General features: G+C 71.0%; 16 protein-coding genes and 1 pseudogene. 11 read left to right on the top strand and 6 right to left on the bottom strand.

Features of this window, described 5'->3' with window-relative positions; genetic code table 11:
• Positions 1–56: 56 nt before the first annotated feature.
• A complete protein-coding gene (locus OG828_RS30125; protein ID WP_328502890.1) occupies positions 57–1,742 on the bottom strand; it encodes a serine/threonine-protein kinase in 1,686 nt (561 codons plus the stop codon).
• 392 nt (positions 1,743–2,134) lie between these two features.
• On the opposite strand from OG828_RS30125, the gene OG828_RS30120 reads away from it, so the two are divergent.
• From OG828_RS30120 to OG828_RS49625, 5 genes and pseudogenes are all read left to right on the top strand, one after another.
• Positions 2,135–6,454: an FHA domain-containing protein gene (locus OG828_RS30120; RefSeq protein ID WP_328504961.1), complete on the top strand. Its 4,320-nt coding sequence runs from the start codon at positions 2,135–2,137 to the stop codon at positions 6,452–6,454.
• Positions 6,455–6,699: 245 nt separating this feature from the next.
• Positions 6,700–8,076: an ABC transporter substrate-binding protein gene (locus OG828_RS30115; protein ID WP_328502889.1), complete on the top strand. Its 1,377-nt coding sequence runs from the start codon at positions 6,700–6,702 to the stop codon at positions 8,074–8,076.
• Positions 8,077–8,080: 4 nt separating this feature from the next.
• Positions 8,081–9,424 (top strand): carbohydrate ABC transporter permease, encoded by a 1,344-nt coding sequence (locus OG828_RS30110; RefSeq protein WP_328363565.1) that lies wholly within the window; start codon positions 8,081–8,083, stop codon positions 9,422–9,424.
• On the top strand, positions 9,421–10,329 hold the full coding sequence (locus tag OG828_RS30105) for a carbohydrate ABC transporter permease (RefSeq protein WP_328363562.1): 909 nt from the start codon (positions 9,421–9,423) through the stop codon (positions 10,327–10,329). The genes OG828_RS30110 and OG828_RS30105 overlap by 4 nt, the downstream gene beginning before the upstream one ends.
• Positions 10,330–10,519: 190 nt before the next feature.
• Positions 10,520–10,690: pseudogene (locus OG828_RS49625) on the top strand (glycosyltransferase family 2 protein); the annotation flags it as partial.
• 500 nt (positions 10,691–11,190) lie between these two features.
• Here the strand turns inward: OG828_RS49625 and OG828_RS30095 are convergent.
• Positions 11,191–11,604 (bottom strand): organic hydroperoxide resistance protein, encoded by a 414-nt coding sequence (locus OG828_RS30095; RefSeq protein WP_328502888.1) that lies wholly within the window; start codon positions 11,602–11,604, stop codon positions 11,191–11,193.
• Between the two features lie 123 nt (positions 11,605–11,727).
• On the opposite strand from OG828_RS30095, the gene OG828_RS30090 reads away from it, so the two are divergent.
• Together OG828_RS30090 and galE are read left to right on the top strand one after the other, a co-directional pair.
• Positions 11,728–12,192 (top strand): MarR family winged helix-turn-helix transcriptional regulator, encoded by a 465-nt coding sequence (locus OG828_RS30090; RefSeq protein ID WP_328440326.1) that lies wholly within the window; start codon positions 11,728–11,730, stop codon positions 12,190–12,192.
• Between the two features lie 93 nt (positions 12,193–12,285).
• Positions 12,286–13,266 carry a UDP-glucose 4-epimerase GalE gene (gene galE / locus OG828_RS30085; RefSeq protein WP_328502887.1) on the top strand — a complete coding sequence of 327 codons (981 nt, stop codon included), beginning with the start codon at positions 12,286–12,288 and terminating at the stop codon, positions 13,264–13,266.
• A gap of 13 nt (positions 13,267–13,279) precedes the next feature.
• Here galE and OG828_RS30080 read toward each other — a convergent pair whose 3' ends face one another.
• A complete protein-coding gene (locus OG828_RS30080; protein WP_328363549.1) occupies positions 13,280–13,918 on the bottom strand; it encodes a TetR/AcrR family transcriptional regulator in 639 nt (212 codons plus the stop codon).
• A gap of 181 nt (positions 13,919–14,099) precedes the next feature.
• Here OG828_RS30080 and OG828_RS30075 point away from each other — a divergent pair, with 181 nt between their 5' ends.
• Positions 14,100–15,023, top strand: a complete 924-nt coding sequence (locus OG828_RS30075; protein WP_328440325.1) for an ABC transporter permease — start codon at positions 14,100–14,102, stop codon at positions 15,021–15,023.
• Positions 15,016–15,864 carry an ABC transporter ATP-binding protein gene (locus tag OG828_RS30070; protein ID WP_328363543.1) on the top strand — a complete coding sequence of 283 codons (849 nt, stop codon included), beginning with the start codon at positions 15,016–15,018 and terminating at the stop codon, positions 15,862–15,864. Before OG828_RS30075 ends, OG828_RS30070 begins: the two co-directional genes overlap by 8 nt.
• Before the next feature lie 72 nt (positions 15,865–15,936).
• Here the strand turns inward: OG828_RS30070 and OG828_RS30065 are convergent, their stop codons facing one another.
• Positions 15,937–20,871 (bottom strand): NAD-glutamate dehydrogenase, encoded by a 4,935-nt coding sequence (locus OG828_RS30065; RefSeq protein WP_328363540.1) that lies wholly within the window; start codon positions 20,869–20,871, stop codon positions 15,937–15,939.
• Between the two features lie 795 nt (positions 20,872–21,666).
• Between OG828_RS30065 and OG828_RS30060 the strand changes: the two genes are divergently transcribed.
• Positions 21,667–22,233: a DJ-1/PfpI family protein gene (locus OG828_RS30060; protein ID WP_210580200.1), complete on the top strand. Its 567-nt coding sequence runs from the start codon at positions 21,667–21,669 to the stop codon at positions 22,231–22,233.
• A 60-nt stretch (positions 22,234–22,293) separates the two neighbouring features.
• Here the strand turns inward: OG828_RS30060 and OG828_RS30055 are convergent, their stop codons facing one another.
• Together OG828_RS30055 and OG828_RS30050 are read right to left on the bottom strand one after the other, a co-directional pair.
• Positions 22,294–22,959, bottom strand: coding sequence for an HAD family hydrolase (locus OG828_RS30055; protein WP_328502886.1), 666 nt, complete (start codon positions 22,957–22,959; stop codon positions 22,294–22,296).
• A gap of 47 nt (positions 22,960–23,006) precedes the next feature.
• A complete protein-coding gene (locus OG828_RS30050) occupies positions 23,007–23,522 on the bottom strand; it encodes a DUF6912 family protein (RefSeq protein WP_328502885.1) in 516 nt (171 codons plus the stop codon).
• Between the two features lie 327 nt (positions 23,523–23,849).
• Between OG828_RS30050 and OG828_RS30045 the strand changes: the two genes are divergently transcribed.
• Positions 23,850–24,392 carry an Rv3235 family protein gene (locus tag OG828_RS30045; protein WP_328502884.1) on the top strand — a complete coding sequence of 181 codons (543 nt, stop codon included), beginning with the start codon at positions 23,850–23,852 and terminating at the stop codon, positions 24,390–24,392.
• The last annotated feature ends 163 nt before the right edge of the window (positions 24,393–24,555 follow it).

The following is a 24,555-nucleotide window of genomic DNA, read 5'->3' as shown; positions in this document are numbered from 1 at the left end:
CCGCCAGGTGTCGACAAATCACCAACCCCGTCGCCACGAACACCGCGAAGGCGACGTCAGTTGGTGCCGGAACTCCCGCCGCCCAGGTCCTCGACCCACCCGGAGACCGTGCTGAACATGTCGCCGATCTGGTCCCAGTAGCTCTTGCCCGTGCCGATCCACTCCTGCAAGGGGCTCAGCTCCCAGACCAGCCACCCCGCGACGAACAGGATGACGATCGAGAACAGGCACCCCTTCAGACAGCCGAGACCGGGGATCCTCATCCGGTTGGCGCTGCGCTGCCGCGGCTGCCGGGGCTCGCGCTGGGGCTGCTGCGGCTGCTGGGGCGGCGCGTACCGCTGAGGCTGCTGAGGGGCGTACTGCTGCGGCTGTTGCTGCGGCGGATAGCCGTAACCCTGCTGCGGCTGCTGCTGCCGCCGCTGCTGTCGGCGCGACGGCTGCTGCTGCTGCTGAGGCTGCGGCGGTGGCTGCTGCGGCCGGGCGACCTGCCGCTGGGGCCGGCGGCGCAGGGGGTCCTGGTTGGGGTCGAGGTGCTGGACCTGCGTCTGCTCGTTGCGGTCGCGGGCCGCCCGCATCTGGTTCTGCCAGGGGTGCGGGTCGTCGGGCCGCCCGGGCTGCTGCCCCGGCTGCCCCTGCGGCACCGGCGGCATGACGGCGGTCGGATCCGCCGCGCCGCGGTTCGGCAGTACGGCGGTGGGGTCAGCGGCGCCGGCCGGGCCGCTGGTGTGCGGCATGACGCTGGTCGCGGCGTTCGGGTCGTAGTTCCCGTGCGGCAGCACCTGCGTGGGATCGGCGGAACCTGGGATACCCGATCCGGGTACGGTCGCGGGCGCCGGGTCGGGGGCGAGGAGCGCACCGACGTTCTCGGCGGCGGCGATCTGCGCGGAGTTCGCGTGCACCCCGATGCCCTCGGCGACGACACGCAGGCCGCGGGCGAGGTTCTCGGCGCTGGGCCGCTGGTCCGGGTTCTTGCGCATACAGCGCTCGATGACCGTCCACAGCGCGTCGGGGACGGTGGAGGGGCGGCGCGGTTCGGCGCTCAGATGCTGGTGCAGGACTTCGAGCGCCGAGCTGCCGGCGAACGGCGGACGGCCGGTGACCAGCTCGTACAGCAGGATTCCGGCGCCGTAGATGTCGACGGCGGAGGTCTGCGGGCGGCCCTCGGCGGACTCGGGCGCGACATACGCGGGCGTGCCGACGAACTCCTGGGTGCGGGTCAGGCCCGGGGAGTCGGCGAGGCGCGCGATGCCGAAGTCGGTCAGCATCGGGTGCATCTGGCCGCCCTGCTGGGCGAGCAGGACGTTGGCCGGCTTCAGGTCGCGGTGGACGACGCCGTCGGCGTGGCTGGCGGCGAGCGCGTCGGCGATCTGCGCGGTGAGCAGGGAGGCGCCGACGGGGGTGAGGGGGCCGCTCTCGCGCAGGTAGCGATGGAGGTCGGGGCCGTCGATCAGATCCATGACCAGGGCCAGCAGATCGCCCTCGACGACCAGGTCACGGACCCGGACGATGTTCGGGTGGGTGAGCCGGAGCAGGACGGACCGCTCTCTCAGGAAGCGCATCACGATGTCGGGATCGCTTGCGAGCTCTTCCTTGAGGACCTTGATCGCGACGGTCTCGCCGGGCTGGCCTGCCACGGCCGCCTCGGCGCCCGCGGTCTCCCGCTGACGGGCTCGCCAGACGGTGCCCGTGGCGCCGCGTCCGAGCGGCTCCTCGAGCAGGTACTTGCTGCCTACCGGCCGCACGTCATGTGCTCCCTGCTGCTTGCCTGCGTTTCCGACCCACTGTAGTGCCGCCGCGCCCGGCACCGGGCTGCCGTCTTCCTGTGCTCGCTCAGTTCCGCTTTCCGTTCCGTTTACGTACGCCTTCCCGAACTTGTTCGAAGGAAAGACGCTCGACCCGGTCCGCCGGTTGCCGGACCCGGACGTGACCGATCTCAATCCGCTACCGAACGATCAACGGTGGGGTATTGGTCAGGCACTTTTGCGGGCAGAGCCGACCAATCAAGATCACTTGGCACCCGGCGGGGGGCGCGTTGTCAGTGGCGGGTGCGAGGATGCTTCCAGTACTGGCCGACGTGCTCGTGTGGGGTGGGGAAGCCCGCGCCGCGCCCGTGCAGAAGGGACCGCTGACGGCGATGCAGATCCGGCTGACCGTCGTAGACCCCCTGGGGGCGCCCGCGCCCGGCCGTGCCGCGAGCTGCGACGTACTGATCACGGCCCCCGCGGGCACGGCTCTGTCCGCGGTCGCGTCGGCGCTCGCCTCCGCGGTCTCCGGCAGCGACGGCCCGGCCGTGCTGTTCGCCGGCGCGGAGCGGCTCGACGACCGGCGCTCCACGCTGGGCGAGCCCCCGCTGATCGACGGCGCCGTGCTGTCCCTGGGCGCCCCGGCCGAGCCCGAACCGCACCCCGAGGTCGACGACGCCCCGACCCGCCTGGACATCGTCGCGGGCCCGGACGCGGGCGGCGTCCACCTCCTTCACGGCGGCCAGATCCACATCGGCCGCTCCGCCGACGCCGACGTCGCCCTGGACGACCCGGACGTCTCCCGCCTCCACTGCGCGGTCACCGTCGCCGCCGACGGCCGGGTCACGGTCGCCGACCTCGGCTCCACCAACGGCACGACGCTGGACGGCGCGCCCGTGACCACCCGCCCGGTCCGCTTCACCCCGGGCGCCCTCCTCCGCATCGGCGAGTCCGCCCTCCGCCTCGCCCCGGCCGGCGGCCCCGGCCCCCGCCTCCCGACGGCACCCGACGGGGAAGGCCACGTCCGGGTGCCCGCCGATGACACCGAGGACCCGCGCGCGGCAGGGGCCACGTCTCACTCGTACGGGACGGGGGCATGGGCGGCACAGGGGCAGAGCCGGCAGAGCCCAGGTGAAGCAGCGGTGGTACCGGAGCAGGGCGGGGCACCGCACATCGAGCGCCGGAGGACGGCGACGGCCACGGACGCGAACACGGCAGGCGGCTCGGCTTCGCGGGGGCGGGGGCGCGAGGGTGGGGGCGACACCCATGGCGGCCGGTTCGGGGTGGCCGGACCGGGCGTGACGTCCGGCGGGGCGTCGGCGGACGGTGGCGGCTTCGGGGCGGCGGGGGGCAGTGGGGGCGGGGGTGGCGCTCACGGTGCGGCGGGGGGCGGTGGCCGCGGGGGTGGCGCTTACGATGCGGCGGCCGGGAGCAGCGGGCGCGACGATGACACATACGGTGCGGCGGTCGGTGGCGGGCGCGACAGCGGCTCCTTCCGTACGGCAGCCAGAGGCGGACCCGCCGACGGGGTCCCCGGCACCGCAACTCACGGGACGCAACCGGACCGGGGCCCTGGCGCGAGGGCCGCGGGCAGGCTCGGCGACATGGACCCCGGTGCGGCGGCTGGGAGCGGGCGCGACAGCGGCGCCTTCCGTACGGCAGCCGGTGGCGGACCCGCCGACGGGGTCCCCGGCACCGCAACTCACGGGACGCAACCGGACCGGGGCCCTGGTGCGAGGGCCGCGGGCAGGCTCGGCGACATGGACCCCGGTGCGGCGGCTGGGAGCGGGCGCGACAGCGGCGCCTTCCGTACGGCAGCCGGTGGCGGACCCGCCGACGGGGTCCCCGGCACCGCAACTCACGGGGCGTACCCGGACCGCGGTTCCGGTGCGGGGGGCGAGAGCACCCTTGGCGGTACCGCTCCCGGTGCGGCCGCGGGCGACGACACGTTCGGCGGCTCCCACTCCGGTGCGGCGGGGCGCTCCGCGGGCAGCCCGGATTTCGGTACGACGACTGGCGGCCGGCACAGCGACGCGGGCTCCGGCGCGACGGCAGGGCGCTCACTCGGCGGCCCTGATCCCCGTACGGAGGCCGACGGCGTTGGGCGGGGCGGCGGTGGAGCGGTGCACGGCAGGCTCGGTGACCGGGCCTCTGATGCGGAGGCGTCGGCCCACCCTGCCGACGGGAGGAGCCGGCGGAAAGGGACTCCCCTCCGGGGGACCGATGTGCCGCAGGGCGTGCGGAAGCGCGGAGGGCTGACGGCGTGGGCGCGGCGGTTGGCCGGGGGTCGCACCGAGCAGGGGGCGGCGGCCGGGCGCGAGGCGTACGACGCGGACGTAGCCGGTGTGGCGGCGGAGCCCCTGGTGCCCGTCCCCCAGCTGCCGGAGACCTGGCCGGACCCGGCGGCCCTGCTGCTGACGGCGCTGGGCCCCGGCCCTCGGCTGTGGGAGCGCGGCCCGGGTCACCCGGAGGCGCTCACCGTCCGGCTGGGCACGGCAGACCGGGCGGCACCCGACGGCTCCGGCCTGCTGCCCGCCGTACCCGTGACCACCGATCTGCGTGAGGTCGGGGCGCTGGGGCTGGCCGGCCCGCGCGCGCGGCTCGCCGGGCTGGCCCGCGCGGTCGTGGCCCAGCTCACCGCGCTGCACTCCCCCTCCACTCTGGAAGTCGTCCTGATCAGCGCGGACCGCTCCCGCCCGCTGCCGGAGCGCACCGCCGAGTGGTCCTGGCTCGGCTGGCTCCCCCACCTCCGCCCGGGCCACGGGCAAGACTGCCGACTCCTCCTCGCCTACGACCGCGAACAGGCCACCGCCCGCGTAGACGAACTCCTCCGCCGCATGGAGGACCACCTGGCGGAGCTGCGCAGCGGCCCGGGGGCCACGGCCCACGGCCTTACCTCCGCACGGACAACAGGCGGGCCGACGCCCCCGACCGCAGAGGGAACCGCCACGGTCACTCTGCCGGGCACGTCCACCTCCGGCACCGGCCCGACGCACCCTGACAACCCCACCCTCAAAGCCTCCTACGACACCCCCGCGGCCCACCCCGACCACGCCACCGAGGAGCCGATCCGCGGCGCAGTCCACCGGCCCTCCTGGGCCGCGGCCGCCGACGAAGCCGTACCCGACAAGGGCGGATTCCCGGGGCCGTACACCGTGGTCATCGTGGACGGGGACCCCGGTGGCGCCGATGTGCGGGAGGCGGTGGCGCGGCTGGCGTCGGAGGGGCCGCGGGTCGGCATTCATGTGGTCTGCCTGGCCGAGACCGCGCCTGCCTCGCCCGCGTCGCCGGTGACGGAGACGTACGAGGCGGCATGCGCGGCGTCCCCGGCGTTCCGGGAGTGCGGGGCCGTGGCGCTGCTCAGCGGTGATGTGGCAACGGCGCTGCGGCTGTTGCGGGTCGCGGGGGCGGGCGCCACGCGGCCCGGCCCCGTCGGACACGGCACGGTCGCCGCGGTGGACGCCGTCTCGCTCGCCTGGGCGGAGCGGTTCGCGCGGGCACTGGCGCCGCTCAGGACGGACGGTGCCGGGGGTGAGCGGCAGGGCAGGGTGTCGGCGCCGTTGCCCCAAGTGGCCCGATTGCTGGACGAGTTGGGGCTGGCCCGGGCCACTCCGGCGTCTCTGATGGCGCGGTGGGCGGACGCGGCCGACGACGCGGAGGCGCTCGGCGGGCGGGCGCTTGCCGTGCTCGGGGCCGGGCCGCGCGGGCCGGTGTGCGCGGACCTGGTCGCCGATGGGCCGCATCTGCTGATCGAGGGGCCGCACGGCAGCGGGCGTACGGAGCTGCTGCGGGCCGTGGTCGCGTCGCTGGCCGCCGCCGAGCGGCCGGACCGGCTGAGCGTCGTGTTGATCGACGGCCGGGACAGCGTGAGCGCGGGCAACGGCCACGGCGAGGGCTTGCGCGTCTGTACGGACGTACCGCATGTGACCACCCATCTCGCCGCCAACGACCCAGTCCGCATGCGGGAGTTCGCGCAGTCGCTGAGTGCCGAGCTCAAGCGGCGGGCCGAGCTGCTGGGGCGGGCTGACTTCGCCGAGTGGCACAGGGGGCGGGAGGTGTCCGGCCGTATGGTCGCCCAGCGCTCGGCAGGAGCGGGTGCGGGAGCGGGCGTAGCCGGTGCCGGGGATCTCGACGCGCCGTCCAGTTCGACGCTGCGGTTGCGGCCGGGGGCGGCGCGTCAGCGGGCGGAGGCGATATCGCCGTTGCCGCGGCTCGTCGTGGTCGTCGACGACCTGGACGCCCTGGTGTCGCCCGCGCTCGGTTCACCCGGCCGGCCCGCCGCCGGGTCCGTGATGCGGGCACTGGAGGCCGTGGCCCGTGAGGGCGAGCGGCTGGGCGTGCACCTGGTCGCTGCGGCGGGTATCGGCGGCCGTACGGCCCAGACGGAACCGGCACAACGGGCGACTCTGCGGGTCACCCTGGACCCACCGGCGCCGGGACCGGACGAGCCGGCACCGGGGCGCGGGCGGTTGACCTGCGACGACGGCCGGGTGACGCCCTTCCAGGGCGGACGGGTCACGGGCCGCATCCCCCGTACGGCAACCCTGCGGCCGACCGTCATACCCCTGGAGTGGGAACGCATGGGCGACCCTCCGACCCGGCGCCCCGTACGGGAGCTGGGAAACGGCCCGACGGACCTGGCGCTCCTGGCAAGCGCGCTGGAACGGGCAGCCCGGGAGGTATCGGCGGTGGCGGTGCCGTCGCTGTTGTAGGGGGTAGGGCGCAAATTGACGAGGGGTGACTGGTCCAACCCAAGGGGCGCGGGGAACTGCGCGACCAGCCCCCACCGACCCGCACCCGTCAATCAACCGTCCCCACCACCACTCTTGGTCACGACGCGGTCACGATCACCCACTTGACACCGAACGCACTCTTGCCGACCCCCACCACCCGGCGTAGACCAGACCGCACGGGACAGCGTTCGGACGTTCGACGAGGAACGAAGAACGGGGCAGTCATGCGCAGCACGCACAGCACCATCCGGAAACACACGGCCGTGAAAACCGCAGCCACCGTCCTCGCGGGAGCACTCGCACTCACGCTCACCGCCTGCGGTGGAGACGACGACAACGGAAACGAGCAGGCCGGCGGCGGCAAGGAGACGGGCACCACCGTGACCCTCCCCAAGCTGAACGGCGAAAGCCTCGAGGTCGCCGCCGTCTGGAGCGGCGCGGAGCAGGACAACTTCAAGAAGGTTCTCGCGGAGTTCGAGAAGCGCACCGGCGCCAAGGTCTCCTTCGTGCCCGCGCAGGACCCGATCGTCAACTTCCTGGGCTCGAAGATCGCGGGCGGCCAGCCGCCGGACATCGCGCTGCTCCCGCAGCCCGGCGCGATCAAGCAGGCCGTGGACAAGAAGTGGGCCAAGCCGCTGGGCGCCGAGGCCAAGGCCGAGCTGGCCAAGAACTACTCGCAGGGCTGGCAGGACATCGGCAAGGTCGGCGGCGAGCAGTACGGCGTCTACTACAAGGCCGCCAACAAGTCCCTGATCTGGTACAACACGCAGGTCTTCGAGAACGCGGGGGCCACGGAACCGAAGACCTGGGACGAGTTGCTCACCACCGCCCAGACCATCTACGACTCCGGTGTCACCCCGTTCTCCGTCGGCGGCGCCGAGGGCTGGACCCTCACCGACTGGTTCGAGAACATCTACCTCTCCCAGGCGGGCCCGGAGAAGTACGACCAGCTCGCGCAGCACGAGATCAAGTGGACGGACCCGTCCGTGAAAGACGCCCTGACCACGCTGGCCCAGGTCTGGGGCAAGAAGGACTATGTCGCCGGCGGTGCGAAGGGCGCGCTGCAGACGGACTTCCCGGCCTCGGTGACGCAGACCTTCACCGGCGGTGACCAGCCCAAGGCGGGCATGGTCTACGAGGGCGACTTCGCGCAGGTCAACATCGGCACCGCGGGCGCGAAGGTCGGCACGGACGCGAAGGTGTTCCCCTTCCCGGCCGTGGGCGACAGCCCACCCGTGGTCTCCGGCGGCGACGCGGCGGTGATCCTCAAGGACTCCAAGGCGGCGCAGGCGCTGGCCACCTTCCTGGCCTCCCCGGACGCGGCGACGATCCAGGCGAAGCTGGGCGGCTATCTCTCGCCGAACAAGAACGTGGACAACTCGGCGTATCCGAACCCGGTGCAGCAGAAGATCGCCAAGGCGCTCATCGACTCGGGCGACGAGTTCCGCTTCGACATGTCCGACCAGGCCCCGCAGGCCTTCGGCGGCACGCCCGGCAAGGGCGAGTGGAAGGCGCTGCAGGACTTCCTGACCAATCCGAAGGACGTAGCGGGCGCGCAGGCGAAGCTGGAGGCGGACGCGGCGGCCGCCTACGGAGGCTGACGCGATGACGTCGGCCACGGCGGCAGGGGTCCCTCCGACCCCTGCCGCACCCAAGTCGCGCAAGAGCGTGACCGGCACCCGCAAGACCGTGGCAGCGCTGTTCCTGCTGCCCGCTCTCGTGCTGCTGGGCGCGCTCGTGGTCTACCCGATCGGGTACTCGGTCGTCCGCAGTTTCTACGACCAGTCGGGCTCGTTCACCGGCTTCGACAACTACGAGTTCCTGTTCACCGACGACGGCATCCGCACCGCCCTGAAGAACAACGTCATCTGGGTGGTGTTCGCGCCGACGGTCGCCACCGCGCTCGGTCTGATCTTCGCGGTGCTGACCGAACGGGTGAGCTGGGGCACGGCGTTCAAGCTGGTCGTCTTCATGCCGATGGCGATCTCGATGCTGGCGGCCGGCATCATCTTCCGCCTCGTCTACGACCAGGACCCGGAGAAGGGCGTCGCGAACGCGGTGTGGGTGGGCGTCCACGACACGTTCGCCGAGTCGTCGGCGTTCCCGAAGGCCCACCCGGGCCGTGAGTCGCCCCTCGTGGCACAGGGCGGCGGCGCCTTCATCACCAAGGCGACGGTCCACACCGGGGACACGGTCACGCTGCCCCTCGTGGGCGTCGCCCCCGACCAGATGCCCGGCAACGCCAAGCGGGCCGTCGCTCCGCAGGCCGACCCGGGCAGGATCACCGGCACGACCTGGCAGGACTTCACCCGCGGCAAGGGCGTCGGCACGCTCGGCGCACCCGACGCGACCGAACTCGGCTACCCCGGCATGAAGATCGAGGCGGTCAAGGACGGCAAGGTCGTGGAGACGGCGAGGGCCGGCGACGACGGCACGTTCTCCCTGTCGGAAAAGGCCGACGGCGCCCAGCTCCGCCTCCCGGCGAGCAACTTCAAGGAGCCGTACAACGGCCTGGACTGGCTCGGCCCGTCGCTGGTCACGCCGTCGATCATCGGGGCGTACATCTGGATGTGGGCCGGTTTCGCGATGGTGCTGATCGCGGCCGGGCTCGCGGGCATCCCGCGCGAGCTGCTGGAGGCGGCCCGCGTCGACGGCGCGAGTGAGTGGCAGGTGTTCCGCAGGGTCACGGTCCCCCTGCTGGCGCCGGTCCTCGCGGTCGTCATCGTCACCCTGATGATCAACGTCCTGAAGATCTTCGACCTGGTCTTCATCATCGCCCCGGGCTCCGCACAGGACGACGCGAACGTCCTGGCGCTGGAGCTGTACCGCAAGGGCTTCTCCGAGGACCAGCCGGGCATCGCGAGCGCGATCTCGGTGTTCCTGCTCCTGCTGGTCATCCCGGTGATGTGGTTCAACATCCGCAGGCTCAGGCGGGAGGTGCGGCGATGACCACGCATGCCGACAGGCTCACCAAGCCCGAACCGGTCACTCCGGTCAAGGCGAAGCAGTCCCTCGGCTCACGCCTCGCGGAAGGTGTCAGCGGCGGCGCGGTCCGGGTCTTCCTGATCGTCGTCGGCCTGTTCTGGCTGGTCCCGACGATCGGTCTGCTCCTGTCCTCGCTGCGTCCTCCGGAAGAGATGACGATCAGCGGCTGGTGGGACGTCTTCAGCAAACCGTCCCAGCTCACCTTCGAGAGCTACGACAAGCTCCTGCAGAACGACGACATCACCGAGTCGCTCGTCAACACCCTGTTGATCACGGTCCCGGCGACGCTCCTCGTCGTCGTCATCGGCGCGCTCGCGGGCTACGCGTTCGCGTGGATGGAGTTCCCGGGCCGCGACTGGTGGTTCCTCGGCGTGGTCGGCCTGCTGGTGGTGCCGGTGCAGGTGGCGCTGATCCCGGTCGCCGAACTCTTCGGCAAGATCGGCCTGTTCGGCAACGTCATGGGCGTGGTCCTCTTCCACACGGGCTTCGGCCTGCCCTTCGCGGTGTTCCTGCTGCGGAACTTCTTCGCGGAGATCCCGAAGGAACTGCTGGAGGCGGCCCGGCTGGACGGGGCGGGTGAACTGCGCCTGTTCGCCCGGGTCGTACTGCCGCTGGGCGGGCCCGCGATCGCGAGCCTGGGTATCTTCCAGTTCCTGTGGGTGTGGAACGACATGCTGATCGCGCTGGTGTTCTCCGACACCGACAGCCAGCCGATCACGGTCGCCCTGCAGACGCAGATGCGCGCGTTCGCCGACAACGTCGACATCCTGGCGCCGGGCGCGTTCATCTCCATGGTGATCCCGCTGGTCGTGTTCTTCGCGTTCCAGCGGCAGTTCGTGTCCGGGGTGATGGCGGGCGCGGTGAAGTAGCGCGTACGACGGCCTGCTTGAAGCCTGACCGAAGCCTGATTGAAGGCGTACGACCGGGGCGAGCCGGCAACCGGCTCGCCCCTTCACCTGCCCGGGCTCGGCTCGTCCCCCGAATGCCGTACCCGACGTAACCAAGCCACTCCACCGGCCGTTCCCGGGCCGACCGCCCGCGCCGACCCATGGATGTGCCGTGCCCAGGTTCAGCGTCATCGTCCCCGCGCACCGGGTTCAGGCGTATCTCCCCGCGTGCCTGGAGTCGGTGCTCTCCCAGTCATGTCCGGATCTGGAACTGATCGCCGTGGACGATTGCTCGCCGGACGCCTGCGGCGCGCTCGCCGACGAGTTCGCGACCCGCAACGCCACCCTCGCCCCGGACGTGCTGGTGGTCGACCACCTGCTGGCGGTGCACACCAGGCGCGACCGCCTCCCGCGCGCCGCCCGCACCGAGTTCCTGGGCAAGTCCCGTGCGTACTACCGCCGTTACCGCCCGCTCGGCACCCAGGTCCCGCCGCGCTCCCATGCCCGGCACGCACTGCTCCGCCTGGGCCTGCATCGCACCTACGGCACGCTCCGCCTCACCTCGGCGATGTGCCGCAGGGCAGCCCGGCAGTCGGTCCGCCTGATCAGATCGGCGCGAGCCGTCGCGCTCCGGCTCCACCACCGCATCCAGCTGCGCCCCACTGACCCCTTTCGGTCAGTCGAGCGCTTCTGAACACCGCCCTCACATCAGGGAGTTCCCTTGCCCTCCAGCCCCTCACGGCCTACTCCCACCAGGCCGCACACCTGGCGTCCGGCGGGACGGCCGGGCCGAGCGACGAGTTGACGCTCGGCCCCCGGCGGGAACGTTCGGCGCGTGCTGGATTACTCGACGACGAGGTCGACGTCGATGTTGCCGCGAGTGGCGTTGGAGTACGGGCAGACCTGGTGGGCGGTCTCGATGAGCTTGCGGCCGGTCGCCTCGTCCAGGCCGTCGGGCAGCTCGACGCGGAGGGTGACCTTCAGGCCGAAGCCCTCGCCCTGCTTGCCTATGCCGACCTCGGCGGTGACGGCGGCGTCGCTGACGTCGACCTTCGCCTGGCGGCCGACGAGGCCGAGGGCGCTGCCGAAGCAGGCGGCGTAACCGGCGGCGAACAGCTGCTCCGGGTTGGTGCCCTCGCCGTTGCCGCCCAGCTCCACCGGCGGGGCGAGCTTGAGGTCGATCTTGCCGTCGGAGGAGACAGCGCGGCCGTCACGGCCGTGGGTGGCGGTGGCGACAGCGGTGTAGAGCGCGTCCATGGAAAATCCATCCCTCTCAAGTCACGGTCGGCGGTCCTGTGCGGCCGCCTCTCGACGTCCCCAAGTAGAGCACACAATTCAATTGTGCACAACTAAATGACGGACAAGCGCTACCCTGGATACATGACCACCACGCCCACCGCGGACTGGCTCCGCCTCGACCAGCAGATCTGCTTCTCCCTGAACGCCGCGTCGCGCGCCTTCGGCGGCCTCTACCGCGTCCTCCTCAAGGACCTCGGCCTCACCTACCCGCAGTACCTCGTGATGCTGGTGCTGTGGGAGCACGGCGACCTGCCCGTCAAGAAGCTGGGCGAACACCTCCGCCTCGACTCCGGCACGCTCTCCCCGCTGCTCAAGCGGCTGGAGACGGCCGGCCTGGTACGCCGGGAGCGCAGCGCGCGCGACGAGCGGTCGGTGGAGGTCCGGCTCACCGAGGACGGCACGGCGCTGCGCGAGCGGGCCCTGGAGGTGCCGCGCCGGATCGGCGCCGCGACCGGCTTCGAGCTCGACGAGATCCGTGAGCTGCGGGAACGTCTGGACCGCCTCACCACGGAGTTGGACAGGGCGGTGGAGCAGGCGAGTGACTGACGCCTGCTTCACTGTGCCTGATTCACTTTGACTTCACTGTGACCGACCAGCAGCACCAAGCACACGGGCCAACTGACGAGGGGACGGCCGCACATGACCTGGCTGATCACCGGCGGCGCCGGTTACATCGGGGCGCACGTCGTACGCGCCATGACCGAGGCGGGCGAGCGGACGGTCGTGTACGACGACCTGTCCACCGGCATCGCCGAGCGCGTCCCGGACGGCATCCCCCTGGTGGTCGGCTCGACCCTCGACGGCGACCGCGTGACCCGCGCGCTCACCGACCACGCCATCACCGGTGTCGTGCACCTGGCGGCGAAGAAGCAGGTGGGCGAGTCGGTGTCCCGGCCGCTGGAGTACTACCGGGAGAACGTCGAGGGCCTGCGCGTCCTGCTGGAGGCCGTGACACAGGCGGAGGTCCCCTCCTTCGTCTTCTCCTCCTCCGCCGCGGTGTACGGCATGCCCGATGTGGAGCTGGTGACGGAGGAGACGCCGTGCGTGCCGATGTCGCCGTACGGCGAGACGAAGCTGGCCGGCGAATGGCTGGTCCGCGCGACAGGCAAGGCGACGGGCCTCGCCACCGCCTCCCTCCGCTACTTCAACGTGGCGGGCGCGGCCACCCCCGAGCTGGCGGACACCGGCGTCTTCAACATCGTCCCCATGGTCTTCGAGCGCCTCACGGAGAACGCACACCCGCGCATCTTCGGCGACGACTATCCCACCCCGGACGGCACCTGCATCCGTGACTACATCCACGTGATGGACCTGGCCGAGGCCCACGTCGCCACAGCCCGCGCCCTCCAGTCCTCCCCCGGCCGCGACCTCACCCTCAACATCGGCCGCGGCGAAGGCGTCTCCGTCCGCGAGATGATCGACCTGATCAACGCCGCCACCGGCTACAACCTCCCCCCCACCGTCACCCCCCGCCGCCCCGGCGACCCCGCCCGCGTCGTCGCCTCCGCCGACCACATCACCACAGAACTGGGCTGGAAGGCGAAGCACGACGTCCACGACATGGTGACGTCGGCGTGGGAGGGGTGGGTACGACTGCACCCGGGGGCGGCTCGGAGGTAAGGCCGCCGATCACTCAGAGCGCCTTCAGCCCCGCCGCCGTAGCCCGAGTCAGCGCCTCCAGGTACCCCTTCGGCAGCTTCGGGCTGCGGATCACCACCGAGCGCCAGTACAGCGGCCCGGAGATGAGATCCAGCGCCAGGTCCTGGTCGATGCCCTCCCGCACCTCACCCCGCCGCTGAGCCGCCGCCACGATCCCGCTCGCCACCCCGTCCTGCCCCTCGCGCACGGCCTTCTGCATGGCCTCGGCGATCTCGGGGTTGCGGGCGGCCTCGGCCTGGAGGTCGGGGATGATCTGTGAGGCGACGGGATGCCTCAGCGCCCGGGACGTCACCTCGTACAGGAGGCGCAGGTCGCTCTCCAGGGAGCCGGTGTCCGGGGCGGGCAGGCCCTGGACGGCGATGGCGGAGACCAGGTCGAGGACCAGGTGCAGCTTGGAGCGCCAGCGGCGGTAGACCGCCGTCTTGCCGACGCCCGCGCGGCGTGCGATGCCCTCGATGGACATCCGCGCGTAGCCGACGGCCGCGAGTTCCTCGAAGACGGCGCCCCGGATCGCCTCCGTCACATCCGCCCGGAGTACGGCCGCACCGGCCGGGGGCCTGCGGCGCCGGCGTTCGGCCACCTGGGCCCTTGGCTCGTCGGCGTTCGTCGTCATGCGCACCAGCATAGGACGTTACGACGAGACGGTTGCGTTCCGACGTTAAATCGGAATACTCTCGCGTTGCGACGATACGGTCCCGTCCCGACGTAAGAGAACGTGAAGAAACACGTAAGGAAACGCCAGGGGATCAAGGACCGGACGTGCGCGCCCCGCCCCTCGAGCGAAAGCAGCGGATGTGAGCCAGGTCCTCGACGCACCGCCCCTCACGGCGACCACTCCGGCCGACGACGGCGACCTCGCGGCGCTCGCCGCCCGCCACGGCCTCACGGTCAGCGGCGCCCGCCCGTCCCTGCCCGAGTACGTCCGCCAGCTGTGGGACCGGCGCCACTTCATCGCGGCGTTCTCGACCGCCCGGCTCACCTCCCAGTACAGCCAGGCGAAGCTGGGCCAGATCTGGCAGGTCATGACCCCGCTGCTGAACGCGGCGGTCTACTTCCTCATCTTCGGCGTGCTCCTTGGCACCAAGAAGGGCGTGCCGGACTACGTCCCGTTCCTGGTCACGGGCGTGTTCGTGTGGACGTTCACGCAGAGCTCGATCCTGTCGGGCACCCGTGCGATCTCCGGCAACCAGGGCCTCGTACGGGCCCTGCACTTCCCGCGTGCCGCGCTGCCGATCTCCATGTGCCTCCAGCAGCTTCAGCAGCTGCTGTTCTCGATGGCGGCCCTGGTCGTCATCCTGCTCGCCTTCGGCGTCCCGGTCGCCTTCTCCTGGGTGCTGGCGATCCCGGCCCTGCTCCTGCAGTTCACCTTCAACGCGGGCATGGCGATGATCCTGGCCCGGGTCGGGGCGAAGACGCCGGACATCTCACAGCTGATGCCGTTCGTGCTGCGTACCTGGATGTACACCTCGGGTGTGATGTGGAGCATCGAGCACCTGCTCAGCAAGCACCACGACTGGCCGTCCTGGGTGGGCCCGGTCCTCCAGGCCAACCCGGCCGCCGTCTACATCGACCTGATGCGCTTCGCACTCATCGACAGCTTCCACGCGAGCCAGCTGCCCCCGCACGTGTGGGCCATCGCGACGGGCTGGGCCCTGCTCGCCGGAGTCGGCGGCTTCATCTACTTCTGGAAGGCTGAGGAGACGTACGGCCGTGGCTGATCACACTTCTGAGAACGTCCCCACCGTCATCGCCGACGGCGTCGACATCGTCTACCGCGTCAACGGCACGGGAGCCGGCCGCGGCTCCGCCACCGCCGCCCTCAACCGCATGCTGCGCCGCAAGCAGACCGAGAAGGCGGCCGGCGTCCGCACGGTGCACGCCGTGAAGAACGTGTCCTTCGTCGCGTACAAGGGCGAGGCGATCGGCCTCATCGGCACCAACGGCTCCGGCAAGTCGACCCTGCTCAAGGCGGTCGCGGGCCTCCTGCCCGTGGAGAACGGCGCCATCTACACCGACGGCCAGCCCTCCCTCCTCGGCGTCAACGCCGCCCTGATGAACGACCTCACCGGCGAGCGCAACGTCTACCTCGGCGGCCTCGCCATGGGCATGTCCCGCGAGCAGATCAAGGAGCGCTACGAGGAGATCGTCGACTTCTCCGGCATCAACGACAAGGGCGACTTCATCACCCTCCCCATGCGGACGTACTCCTCCGGCATGGCCGCCCGCCTGCGCTTCTCCATCGCCGCCGCCAAGGACCACGACGTCCTCCTCATCGACGAGGCCCTCGCCACCGGCGACGCCAACTTCCGCAAGCGCTCCGAGGCCCGTATCCGCGAACTGCGCAAGAGCGCGGGCACGGTGTTCCTGGTCAGCCACAACAACAAGTCCATCCGCGACACCTGCGACCGCGTGCTGTGGCTGGAGCGCGGCGAACTGCGCATGGATGGGCCGACCGAGGACGTCCTCAAGGAGTACGAGGCGTTCACCGGCGACAAGGCCCCCAACAAGCCGAAGCCCAAGCCGAAGGCGGCGGCACCGAAGGTTCCGCAGCCGTCCTGAGCTGCTCTTCTACGACGACCAGGGCGCCCCGAGCCGTATCAGCTCGGGGCGCCCTGGTCGTCGTATCACCGCCTACGAATGCGTCCGCAGCAGCGTCCGCATCGTCCGCATCGCCACCGACAGGTTGGCCAGGTCGAACGCGTCCGAGTTCTGGATCTCCTCCAGCGTGGCGCGGGCGCGGGCGAGGATCGCCGCGTTCTTCTGCTCCCAGAGCTTGAACCGCTGCTCGGGCGTATCGGTCCCGTTGCCGACCGCGAGGACGTCCGCCGTCACCGCCGAGTGGGCGGCGTAGAGGTCCTCGCGGATGGCGGCGCGGGCCATGGACTGCCAGCGGTCGGCGCGGGGCAGCTCGATGATGCGGTCCATGAGCTGGGTGATGCCGAGCCGGTCGGCGAGGTCGTAGTAGACCTCGGCGACGTCCAGCGGCTCCTTGCTCATGCGGTCGGCCACCGAGACGATGTCCAGCGTCGGGAAGGCGGAGGAGAACCCGGCCACGCGGGTGGCGAGTTCGTCCGGGACGCCGACGCCGGTCAGCTCGTCGTGGATCTGCTGGTACCAGTCGAGGTCGGCGCCGCGCAGCAGCTTGGGCAGCTGCGACCAGACCTGCTCGACCCGGTCGCCGAAGAACTCGACGGTCTCGGCGAGTTCCAGCGGCTGTGGCCGGTTGTTGAGCAGCCAGCGCGTGCCGCGCTCGCACAGCCGGCGCGAGTGCAGTCGGATACGGGTCTGGACGGCCGCCTCGACCTTGTTGTCGAGCAACTCCACGGCGTCCCACACCGCGGCCGCGTGGAAGATCGTCCGGGCCGCTGTCTGCGCCCGCACGATCTCCTCGAGGGAGGCCCCGGTCTCCTCGCGCAGCCGGTGCAGGAAGCTCGTACCGCCCGTGTTGACCGTGTCGTTGACCAGGACGGTCGTCACGATCTCGCGGTGCAGCGGATGGCTGTCGATGTGCTCGGGGAACTTCTCGCGCAGCGGGGCCGGGAAGTACGCGTAGAGCAGGCCGCGCAGGTACGGGTCGTCGGGCAGCGAGGTGTGCAGCAGCTCGTCGGCGACCGTGATCTTCGTGTACGCCAGCAGGACCGCCGTCTCCGGACCGGTCAACCCCTGTCCCGCGCCGAGGCGTTCGCGGATCTGACGGTCGGTGGGCAGGAATTCGATGGCCCGGTCGAGGTGGCCCTCGCGGACCAGGTGGCGCATGAAGCGCTGCTGGGCGTGGAGCATGTCCTTGGACTGGGCCAGCGCGTTGGAGATCGCGGTGTTCTGCGCGTAGTTGTTGCGCAGGACCAGCCGGCCGACCTCGTCGGTCATCTCGGCGAGCAGCTTGTTGCGCTGCTTGACGGTCATGTCGCCGTCCGTGACCAGGCTGTTGAGCAGGATCTTGATGTTCACCTCGTGGTCGGAGGTGTCCACACCCGCGCTGTTGTCGATCGCGTCCGTGTTGATCTTGCCGCCGTGCCGGGCGAACTCGATCCGGCCGAGCTGGGTCAGGCCCAGGTTGCCGCCCTCGCCGACGACCTTGACGCGCAGGTCGGCGCCGTCGACCCGGATCGCGTCGTTGGCCTTGTCGCCGACGTCCGCGTGGGACTCGGTGGACGCCTTGACATACGTACCGATGCCGCCGTTCCACAGCAGGTCGACCGGCGACTTGAGGATCGCCTTCATCAGGTCGGCCGGGGTCATCTTGGCGACTTTGCCCTCGATGCCGAGGGCCTCCCGGATGTGGCCGTTGATCGGGATCGACTTGGCGCTCCGGGGGAAGATGCCGCCGCCCGCCGACAGCAGCTCGGTGTTGTAGTCGGCCCAGCTGGAGCGCGGCAGCTCGAAGACCCGGCGGCGCTCGGCGTACCCGGTGGCCGCGTCCGGGTTCGGGTCGATGAAGATGTGCCGGTGGTCGAATGCGGCGACCAGCCGGATGTGCTCGCTGAGCAGCATGCCGTTGCCGAACACGTCACCGGACATGTCGCCGATGCCGACGACCGTGAAGTCCTCGGACTGGGTGTCAACGCCCAGCTCCCTGAAGTGCCGCTTCACGGACTCCCAGGCGCCGCGCGCGGTGATACCCATGCCCTTGTGGTCGTACCCGGCGCTGCCGCCGGAGGCGAAGGCGTCGCCGAGCCAGAAGTTGTAGCTGCCGGCGACCTCGTTGGCGATGTCCGAGAACGTCGCCGTGCCCTTGTCGGCCGCGACCACGAGGTAGGTGTCGTCCTCGTCGTGCCGGACGACGTCGGCGGGCGGGACGACCTCGCCGGCCACCATGTTGTCGGTGATGTCGAGCAGCGCCGAGATGAAGGTCTTGTAGCTGCCGATGCCCTCGGCCAGCCACGCGTCGCGGTCCACGGACGGATCCGGCAGCTGCTTGGCGACGAACCCGCCCTTGGCGCCGACCGGCACGATGACGGTGTTCTTCACCATTTGCGCCTTGACCAGGCCGAGGATCTCGGTCCGGAAGTCCTCCTTGCGGTCGGACCAGCGCAGCCCACCCCGCGCGACCTTGCCGAACCTGAGGTGCACACCCTCCACCCGCGGCGAGTACACCCAGATCTCGTACGCCGGACGCGGCGCCGGCAGATCGGGGATCGCCTGCGGGTCGAACTTCATGGAGACGTAGTCGTGCGGCCGGCCGCCCACGGCCTCCTGGAAGAAGTTCGTCCGCAGCGTCGCCTTGATGACGGTGAGGAAGGACCGCAGGATCCGGTCCTCGTCGAGCGACGCGACCTGGTCGAGCGCCGCGTCGACCTCTTCGAGGAGGGCGTCCACGATCTCCCGGCCCGCCCGCTGCCGGTCCGGCGACATCCGCGCCTCGAAGAGCGAGACGAGAAGCCGCGTGGTGTGGACGTTGTTGCAGAGGGTGTCCTCCATGTAGTCCTGGCTGAAGGTGGAGCCGGCCTGGCGCAGATACTTCGCGTACGCCCGCAGCACCATCGCCTGCCGCCAGCCGAGACCGGCGCGCAGCACCAGGGAGTTGAAGCCGTCGTTCTCCGCCTTGCCGGTCCAGGTGGCCGCGAAGGCGTCCTGGAACCGCTCGCGCCCGTCGTCGCCCAGGTAATCACCGGCGGTACCGGCCAGCTTGGGCATGCGCAGGCCGAAGTCATAGATCCAGGCGGTCGTACGGTCCGAGCAGCGCAGTTCGTACGGCCGCTCGTCGATGACCTCGACGCCGAGCCGGTTGAGGACCGGAAGGACCGCGGACAGGGAGACGGGGGCACCCTTGCGGTAGATCTTGAAGCGGCGCTCCTCGGGCGCGGCGCCCACCGGCTCGTACAGGCTCAGCTCGAAGTTCTGCTCTTCGGTGAGCTGTTCCAGGTGGACCAGGTCGGCGACCGCGGCGCGGGGGGAGTGGTCGGCCTTGTAGCCCTCGGTGAAGGCGTTGCCGTATTTGCGCAGCAGCCCGGCCGCCCGCTCCTCGCCGAGCTCGGCGTTGAGCGCCTCACCGAACCCGTCCGCCCAGGAACGGGCCGCCTCCACCAGCCGCGCCTCGATGCGCTCCTTGTCGCTGTCGCTCAGCTCCGGCAGCTCGGTGCCCTGCGGGACCCGGACGACGAAGTGCAGCCGGGAGAGGATCGACTCGGTGTTCCAGGCGGTGAAGTCGACGCTGGTACCGCCGAGTTCCTCCTTGAGGATGTCGATGATCCGCAGCCGTACGCCCGTGGTGTACCGGTCGCGCGGGAGGTAGACGAGGGCCGAGTAGTAGCGCCCGTACTCGTCCTGGCGGAGGTAGAGCCGCAGCCGCCGTCGCTCCTGCAGATAGAGGACGGAGGTGACGATGGACCGCAGTTCGTCGACCGGCGTCTGGAACAGCTCGTCGCGCGGGTACGTCTCCAGGATCTGCAGCAGATCGCGCCCGTCGTGGCTGTTGGGCGAGAACCCGGCGCCCTCCAGCACCTCGGCCACCTTGCGCCGGATGACGGGCACCCGGCGGACGGACTCGGTGTACGCGGCGGACGAGAAGAGCCCGAGGAACCGCCGCTCACCGACGACTTCTCCGTTCTCGTCGAACTTCTTGACGCCCACATAGTCGAGATACGACGGCCGGTGCACGGTCGACCGGCTGTTGGCCTTCGTGAGGATGAGGAGCTTGTGCTCGCGGGCCTTGGCCCGGGCATCGGCGGGCAGCCGCTCGAAGGAGGGGCTGACGGGATGGCTCTCTTCAGTGGCGTGATGCGGATCGGACCGCAGAATGCCGAGCCCGGTACCGGGTACCGCCGCGAGGGAATCGTCGTCCCGCAGCTCGTACTCCCGGTACCCCAGGAACGTGAAGTGGTCGGCGGCCAGCCAGCGCAGCAGCTCCCGGGCCTCCTCGACCTCCTGCTCCCGCAGGTCGGACGTGGGCTCCCTGGGCAGCTCCTCGGCCATCCGCAGCGCCGCGTCCCGCATCTTCTCCCAGTCCTCGACGGCCTCCCGGGCGTCGGAGAGGACACGCAGCAGATCGGCGGTGATCTGCTTGAGGTCGGAGCGGTCGGTCTCGCGGTCGATCTCTACGTGGATCCAGGACTCGGTGTGCGCGTCGTGCGGCAGCTCGGCCGGCGGGTCGGTGAGTACCTCGCTGAGCTTGCCGGTGACATCGCGACGGACGATCACCTGGGGGTGGATGACGACGTGGATGCCGCGTCCCTGCCGGGTCAGCTCATTGGTGACGGAGTCGACGAGAAACGGCATGTCATCGGTGACGACCTCGACGACCGAGTGGCTGCAGGTCCACCCGTTCTCTTCCACGGTGGGCGTGTGAACCCGCACATTGGCCGTACCCTGCGGTCGGTTCTCGGCCAGCCGGTAGTGGGAGAAGGCGGCGCCGAAGATGTCGACCGGGTCGCGGTCGGTGAGGTCCTCCGGTGCGGTGTGCAGGTAGTAGCGCTGGAGGAACGCGAGCACGATGTCGTGGTCCGGGGTGCCGGAGGTGCCCTCGTCCGTCGTCCCAGTCGGTAGATACCCCCCGACCGGGCTGTTCTCAGCTACCCGGGCGGCCCTGTCGAGCAGCTCGGCTTTGGCTTCGTCCAGCTTGGTCTGCATTGTCCTCTGGCTCCTGTCGCGCGCCATTGCGTGACGTTGAAGGAAGTACGGTCTCTTCCCCTCCGACGTAACGTCTCGACGCGGGGTGTCCGGTCTGCTTCGACGCTATGCCGCAAGGTGAGATGAGCGGGGGGTTATCAGCCATTCTCGACGCGCCCGAGGGGTGTGACGCTGCTCTCTGCGCCGCAGGCACCCCGGGTGCACGTGCCGTCCCGGGTGCCTCACCGGCCCCCTCCCACCCGCGAAGACCAGCGACCATCGCCCGGCCACGGCTGTCATCCGTGAACCCCGGGCGCACAACGGAGACACCAAGGCCCCCGCGATCTATCGCGCTGATCACGCCACCAGGCTATCGCTCCGGCCGGGGCCCCCGTCATGAGCCGTATGTGTACAAAACCGGGGACTGAAGTTTGCCGTTCTGCACAGTATGGGGGCCACGCCTAGGCTGGGGAGCAGGCACCCGTCCCGCCAAGCTGCGGGCACCCGTCCCGCCAAGCTGCGGGCATGCGTGCCGCCCAGCTGCGGGCATGTGTGCTGCCTGGGGCGGCACGGGTGGGCGCAGGCGGCACCCCGTCAGCGCCGGGCCGCGCGACCTACCCCTGCCCAGCCCCAACCCACGGCACCCGCCCCAGTGCCGGGTCGCACGACCCACCTCACCCCGCACAAACTCCGGCACCCCAACAACCCCCCACCGCCGTCCCCCTTGGCAAGACCCCCACCCCGAGGCACGTTGCCCATAGCACCCGCACCCGCACCCGCCAAAGCCACAACCCACCCTCGAGGGGAGCGCAGCCCATGTCGGCCAAGATCCTCATCGTCACCGGCGACGCAGCCGAGTCCCTGGAAGTCCTGTACCCCTACCAACGCCTCCGCGAAGAGGGCTACGACGTCCACATCGCCGCCCCCACCCGCAAAAAGCTCCAGTTCGTCGTCCACGACTTCGAACCCGGCTTCGACACCTACACCGAAAAGCCCGGCTACACCTGGCCCGCCGACCTGGCCTTCGCCGACGTCGACCCCGGCCAGTACGCCGCCCTCGTCATCCCCGGCGGCCGAGCCCCGGAGTACCTCCGCAACGACCCCGAACTCCGCAAGATCCTCAAGTCCTTCTTCGACGCCGACAAACCCGTCGCCCAGATCTGCCACGGCCCCCTCCTCACCGCCGCGACAGACAGCCTCCGGGGCCGCCGCGTCACCGCGTATCCGGCGCTGGAGCCGGACATGCAGGCCGCCGGTGCCACCTTCCAGGACACCGAGGCGGTGGTGGACGGCACCCTCGTCTCCTCCCGCGCCTGGCCCGACCACCCCAGCTGGATGCGAGAGTTCCTCACCGTCCTCCGCGCAAAGGCCCCGGCAACCTGAGCCACCCACCTGAGCCACCCACCTGAGCACCCACCCCCACCCGCACGCCCGCCGCAGGCGTCACGCGGCCAACCGCTCCGCCACCGCGACCGCCTCCCCCAACGTGTCCACCACCGGCACCCCCGTCTCCTCAAGACTCGCCCGGCTGTGCGACCCCCCGGTGTACAGCACGGCCCGCGCCCCCACATGACGCGCCGCCAGCGCGTCATCCGCGGCATCCCCGATCACCACCGTACGAGCGGGGTCCACACCGGCGAGCGCCGCGACGTGCCGCTCCATGTGCTCGGCCTTGCTGCCCCCGGACGGCCCGGTCCGCCCGTCGACCCGTATGAAGTGCGGCTCGATCCCGAACCCCCGCACCAGCGGGACGAGTTCGTCATGGACGTACATGCTGAGAAGCGACTGGCTGCGCCCCGCCGACCGCCAGCTCTCCAGCAGTTCGGCGACACCCTCGGTGAGCCCGCACGTCACCCGGTGCTCGGCGTAGTACCGATGGAAGGTCTCGTCCATGACCAACCACTCGTCCTCGGTCGGCAGCCGCCCCAGCAGCCGCTCGTAGAACTTCGGCACCGGCACGCAGTACAGCGACCGGTACTCCTCCATCGTGATCGGGGCGAGCCCCAGCTCGCCGAAAGCCGCGTTCGTCGCCCCGATGATCGCTTCGTTGTCGTGGAACAGCGTCCCGTTCCAGTCCCAGACAATGTGCGCGTCCGTCTGCATCCCCATGGCAAAAACCGTACCCGCCACCACTGACAATCAAGAGAAGGGCGGCGTCAGTCCCCCAGCCCCACCAGATTCGGAATCTCCTGCCTGGCGAACCACAGCAGCTCGTGATCCTCGGCCCCGTCCACGACGAACTGCGCGTCGTCGTCACCGGCGTCCGCCGCCTGGAGCGCCTCCGCCGCGGCGGCCACGTCCGCCTCCGCGTCGTCGGCGTCGACATGCACCGACGCGGCCTTGGCCAGCGATACGGCCCCGCCGATCCGCACCTCCCCCAGCACCGAGGGATCGAGCCCCCGGTCGGGGTCGGCCACCGCGGCGCCCTCGGGTACGTCGACGGCGACCACGACCCGGCGCCGTACCGCCCCGGGGTCGGCCGCCAGCAGCCGCAGCGAGGCCAGCGCGGCCCGGCTGAGCGCCGCGTACTCGAGCTCCTCGATGTCGTCGGAGAGGTACCACTCGCGCAACCCGGGCGTGACGGCGTAGGCGACGAACGGCCCGTCTCCCAACTCACCCGTCTTGTACGCCTCGGCGAGACCGGAGAGGGTCAGAGGGACGTAGACGCGCATGGCTGGCCGCTTTCGTGGTCGAGGGCTCCGCAGTGATCCCGGGAAGAGCGAGTCCCGCGTCTCCCGGGGGCCTTCAGGATACGTGCGGGCGTCCCCTTTCGGGTTCCCGCCCTTGCCTCGGGAGGCGTCCACCTCGCGCCCGGAACTCACCCGGTGCACCCGCGAGATCACGGTCCTGGACAGCTCTGGATCACCCGGATAAGTGAACCGTGCGACCACCTCGGCGCGGACCGCGGCTGCCTTGCCCTCGCCGTCCGCGGCCCCGTACAAGATCCCCACCAGCAAGTTACTGCCCGGTACCCCCGGGCCCACCGAGCGGGGACACTCATGAACAAGGTCATGACCAGGGCGAACCACGACGCGGGCACTCGCCCTCCCGGCCGCCGTGACACCCGCCGCCCCGGCGGCACCCCGCCCCGCACATCGGGCGGCACGGCATCGCGCACGAGGACGCGCACCGAGGCGCGTACGACCTCCGTCACCGCGCCTCCCGCCGTACCGCCCCAGACCCCGCCCAGGCCCGCCCCGCGCCCACGGCCCACCGACGTCTTCGCCGACCGCCTGCTGCTCGTCCTGAGCGGCCAGCGCCCCGTCCACTGGATGCTGGGCCACACCGCGGGCCGCGCCTACGACGAACTGGCCCGGCTCGCGGAACACGGTCTCCTGCGCACCCGCGGCACGCGCCCCGTCGTCCGCGACATCGGCTACTACATCGTCCACGCCGGCGCCGTCGAGGCCTTTGCCCGCATCGGCGCCGGTGACGAACTGCGCGCCATGGCCTTCCGCCTGGAGAAGGGCCCGGACCTGCGCTGGCGCTGCACCGCGCTGGAACTCGACGGCCCACGCACACCGGAGCCGGACGACGACTGAAGCCCGCCCACAGCGAGGGGCCGCGGGCACCCTCAGGATGCCCCGCCCATAACGAGAGGCCGGGCACCCTCGAGATGCCCGCCCACAACGAGAGGCCGGGCACCCTCAGGATGCCCGCCCACAACGAGGGGCCGGGCACCCTCAGGATGCCCGGCCCCTCATC

It is taken from the genome of Streptomyces sp. NBC_00457 (genome assembly GCF_036014015.1).
Taxonomy (GTDB): domain Bacteria; phylum Actinomycetota; class Actinomycetes; order Streptomycetales; family Streptomycetaceae; genus Streptomyces.
The sequence above is the reverse complement of the archived record's forward strand: the minus strand, read 5'-3'. Positions and strand labels throughout refer to the sequence as shown.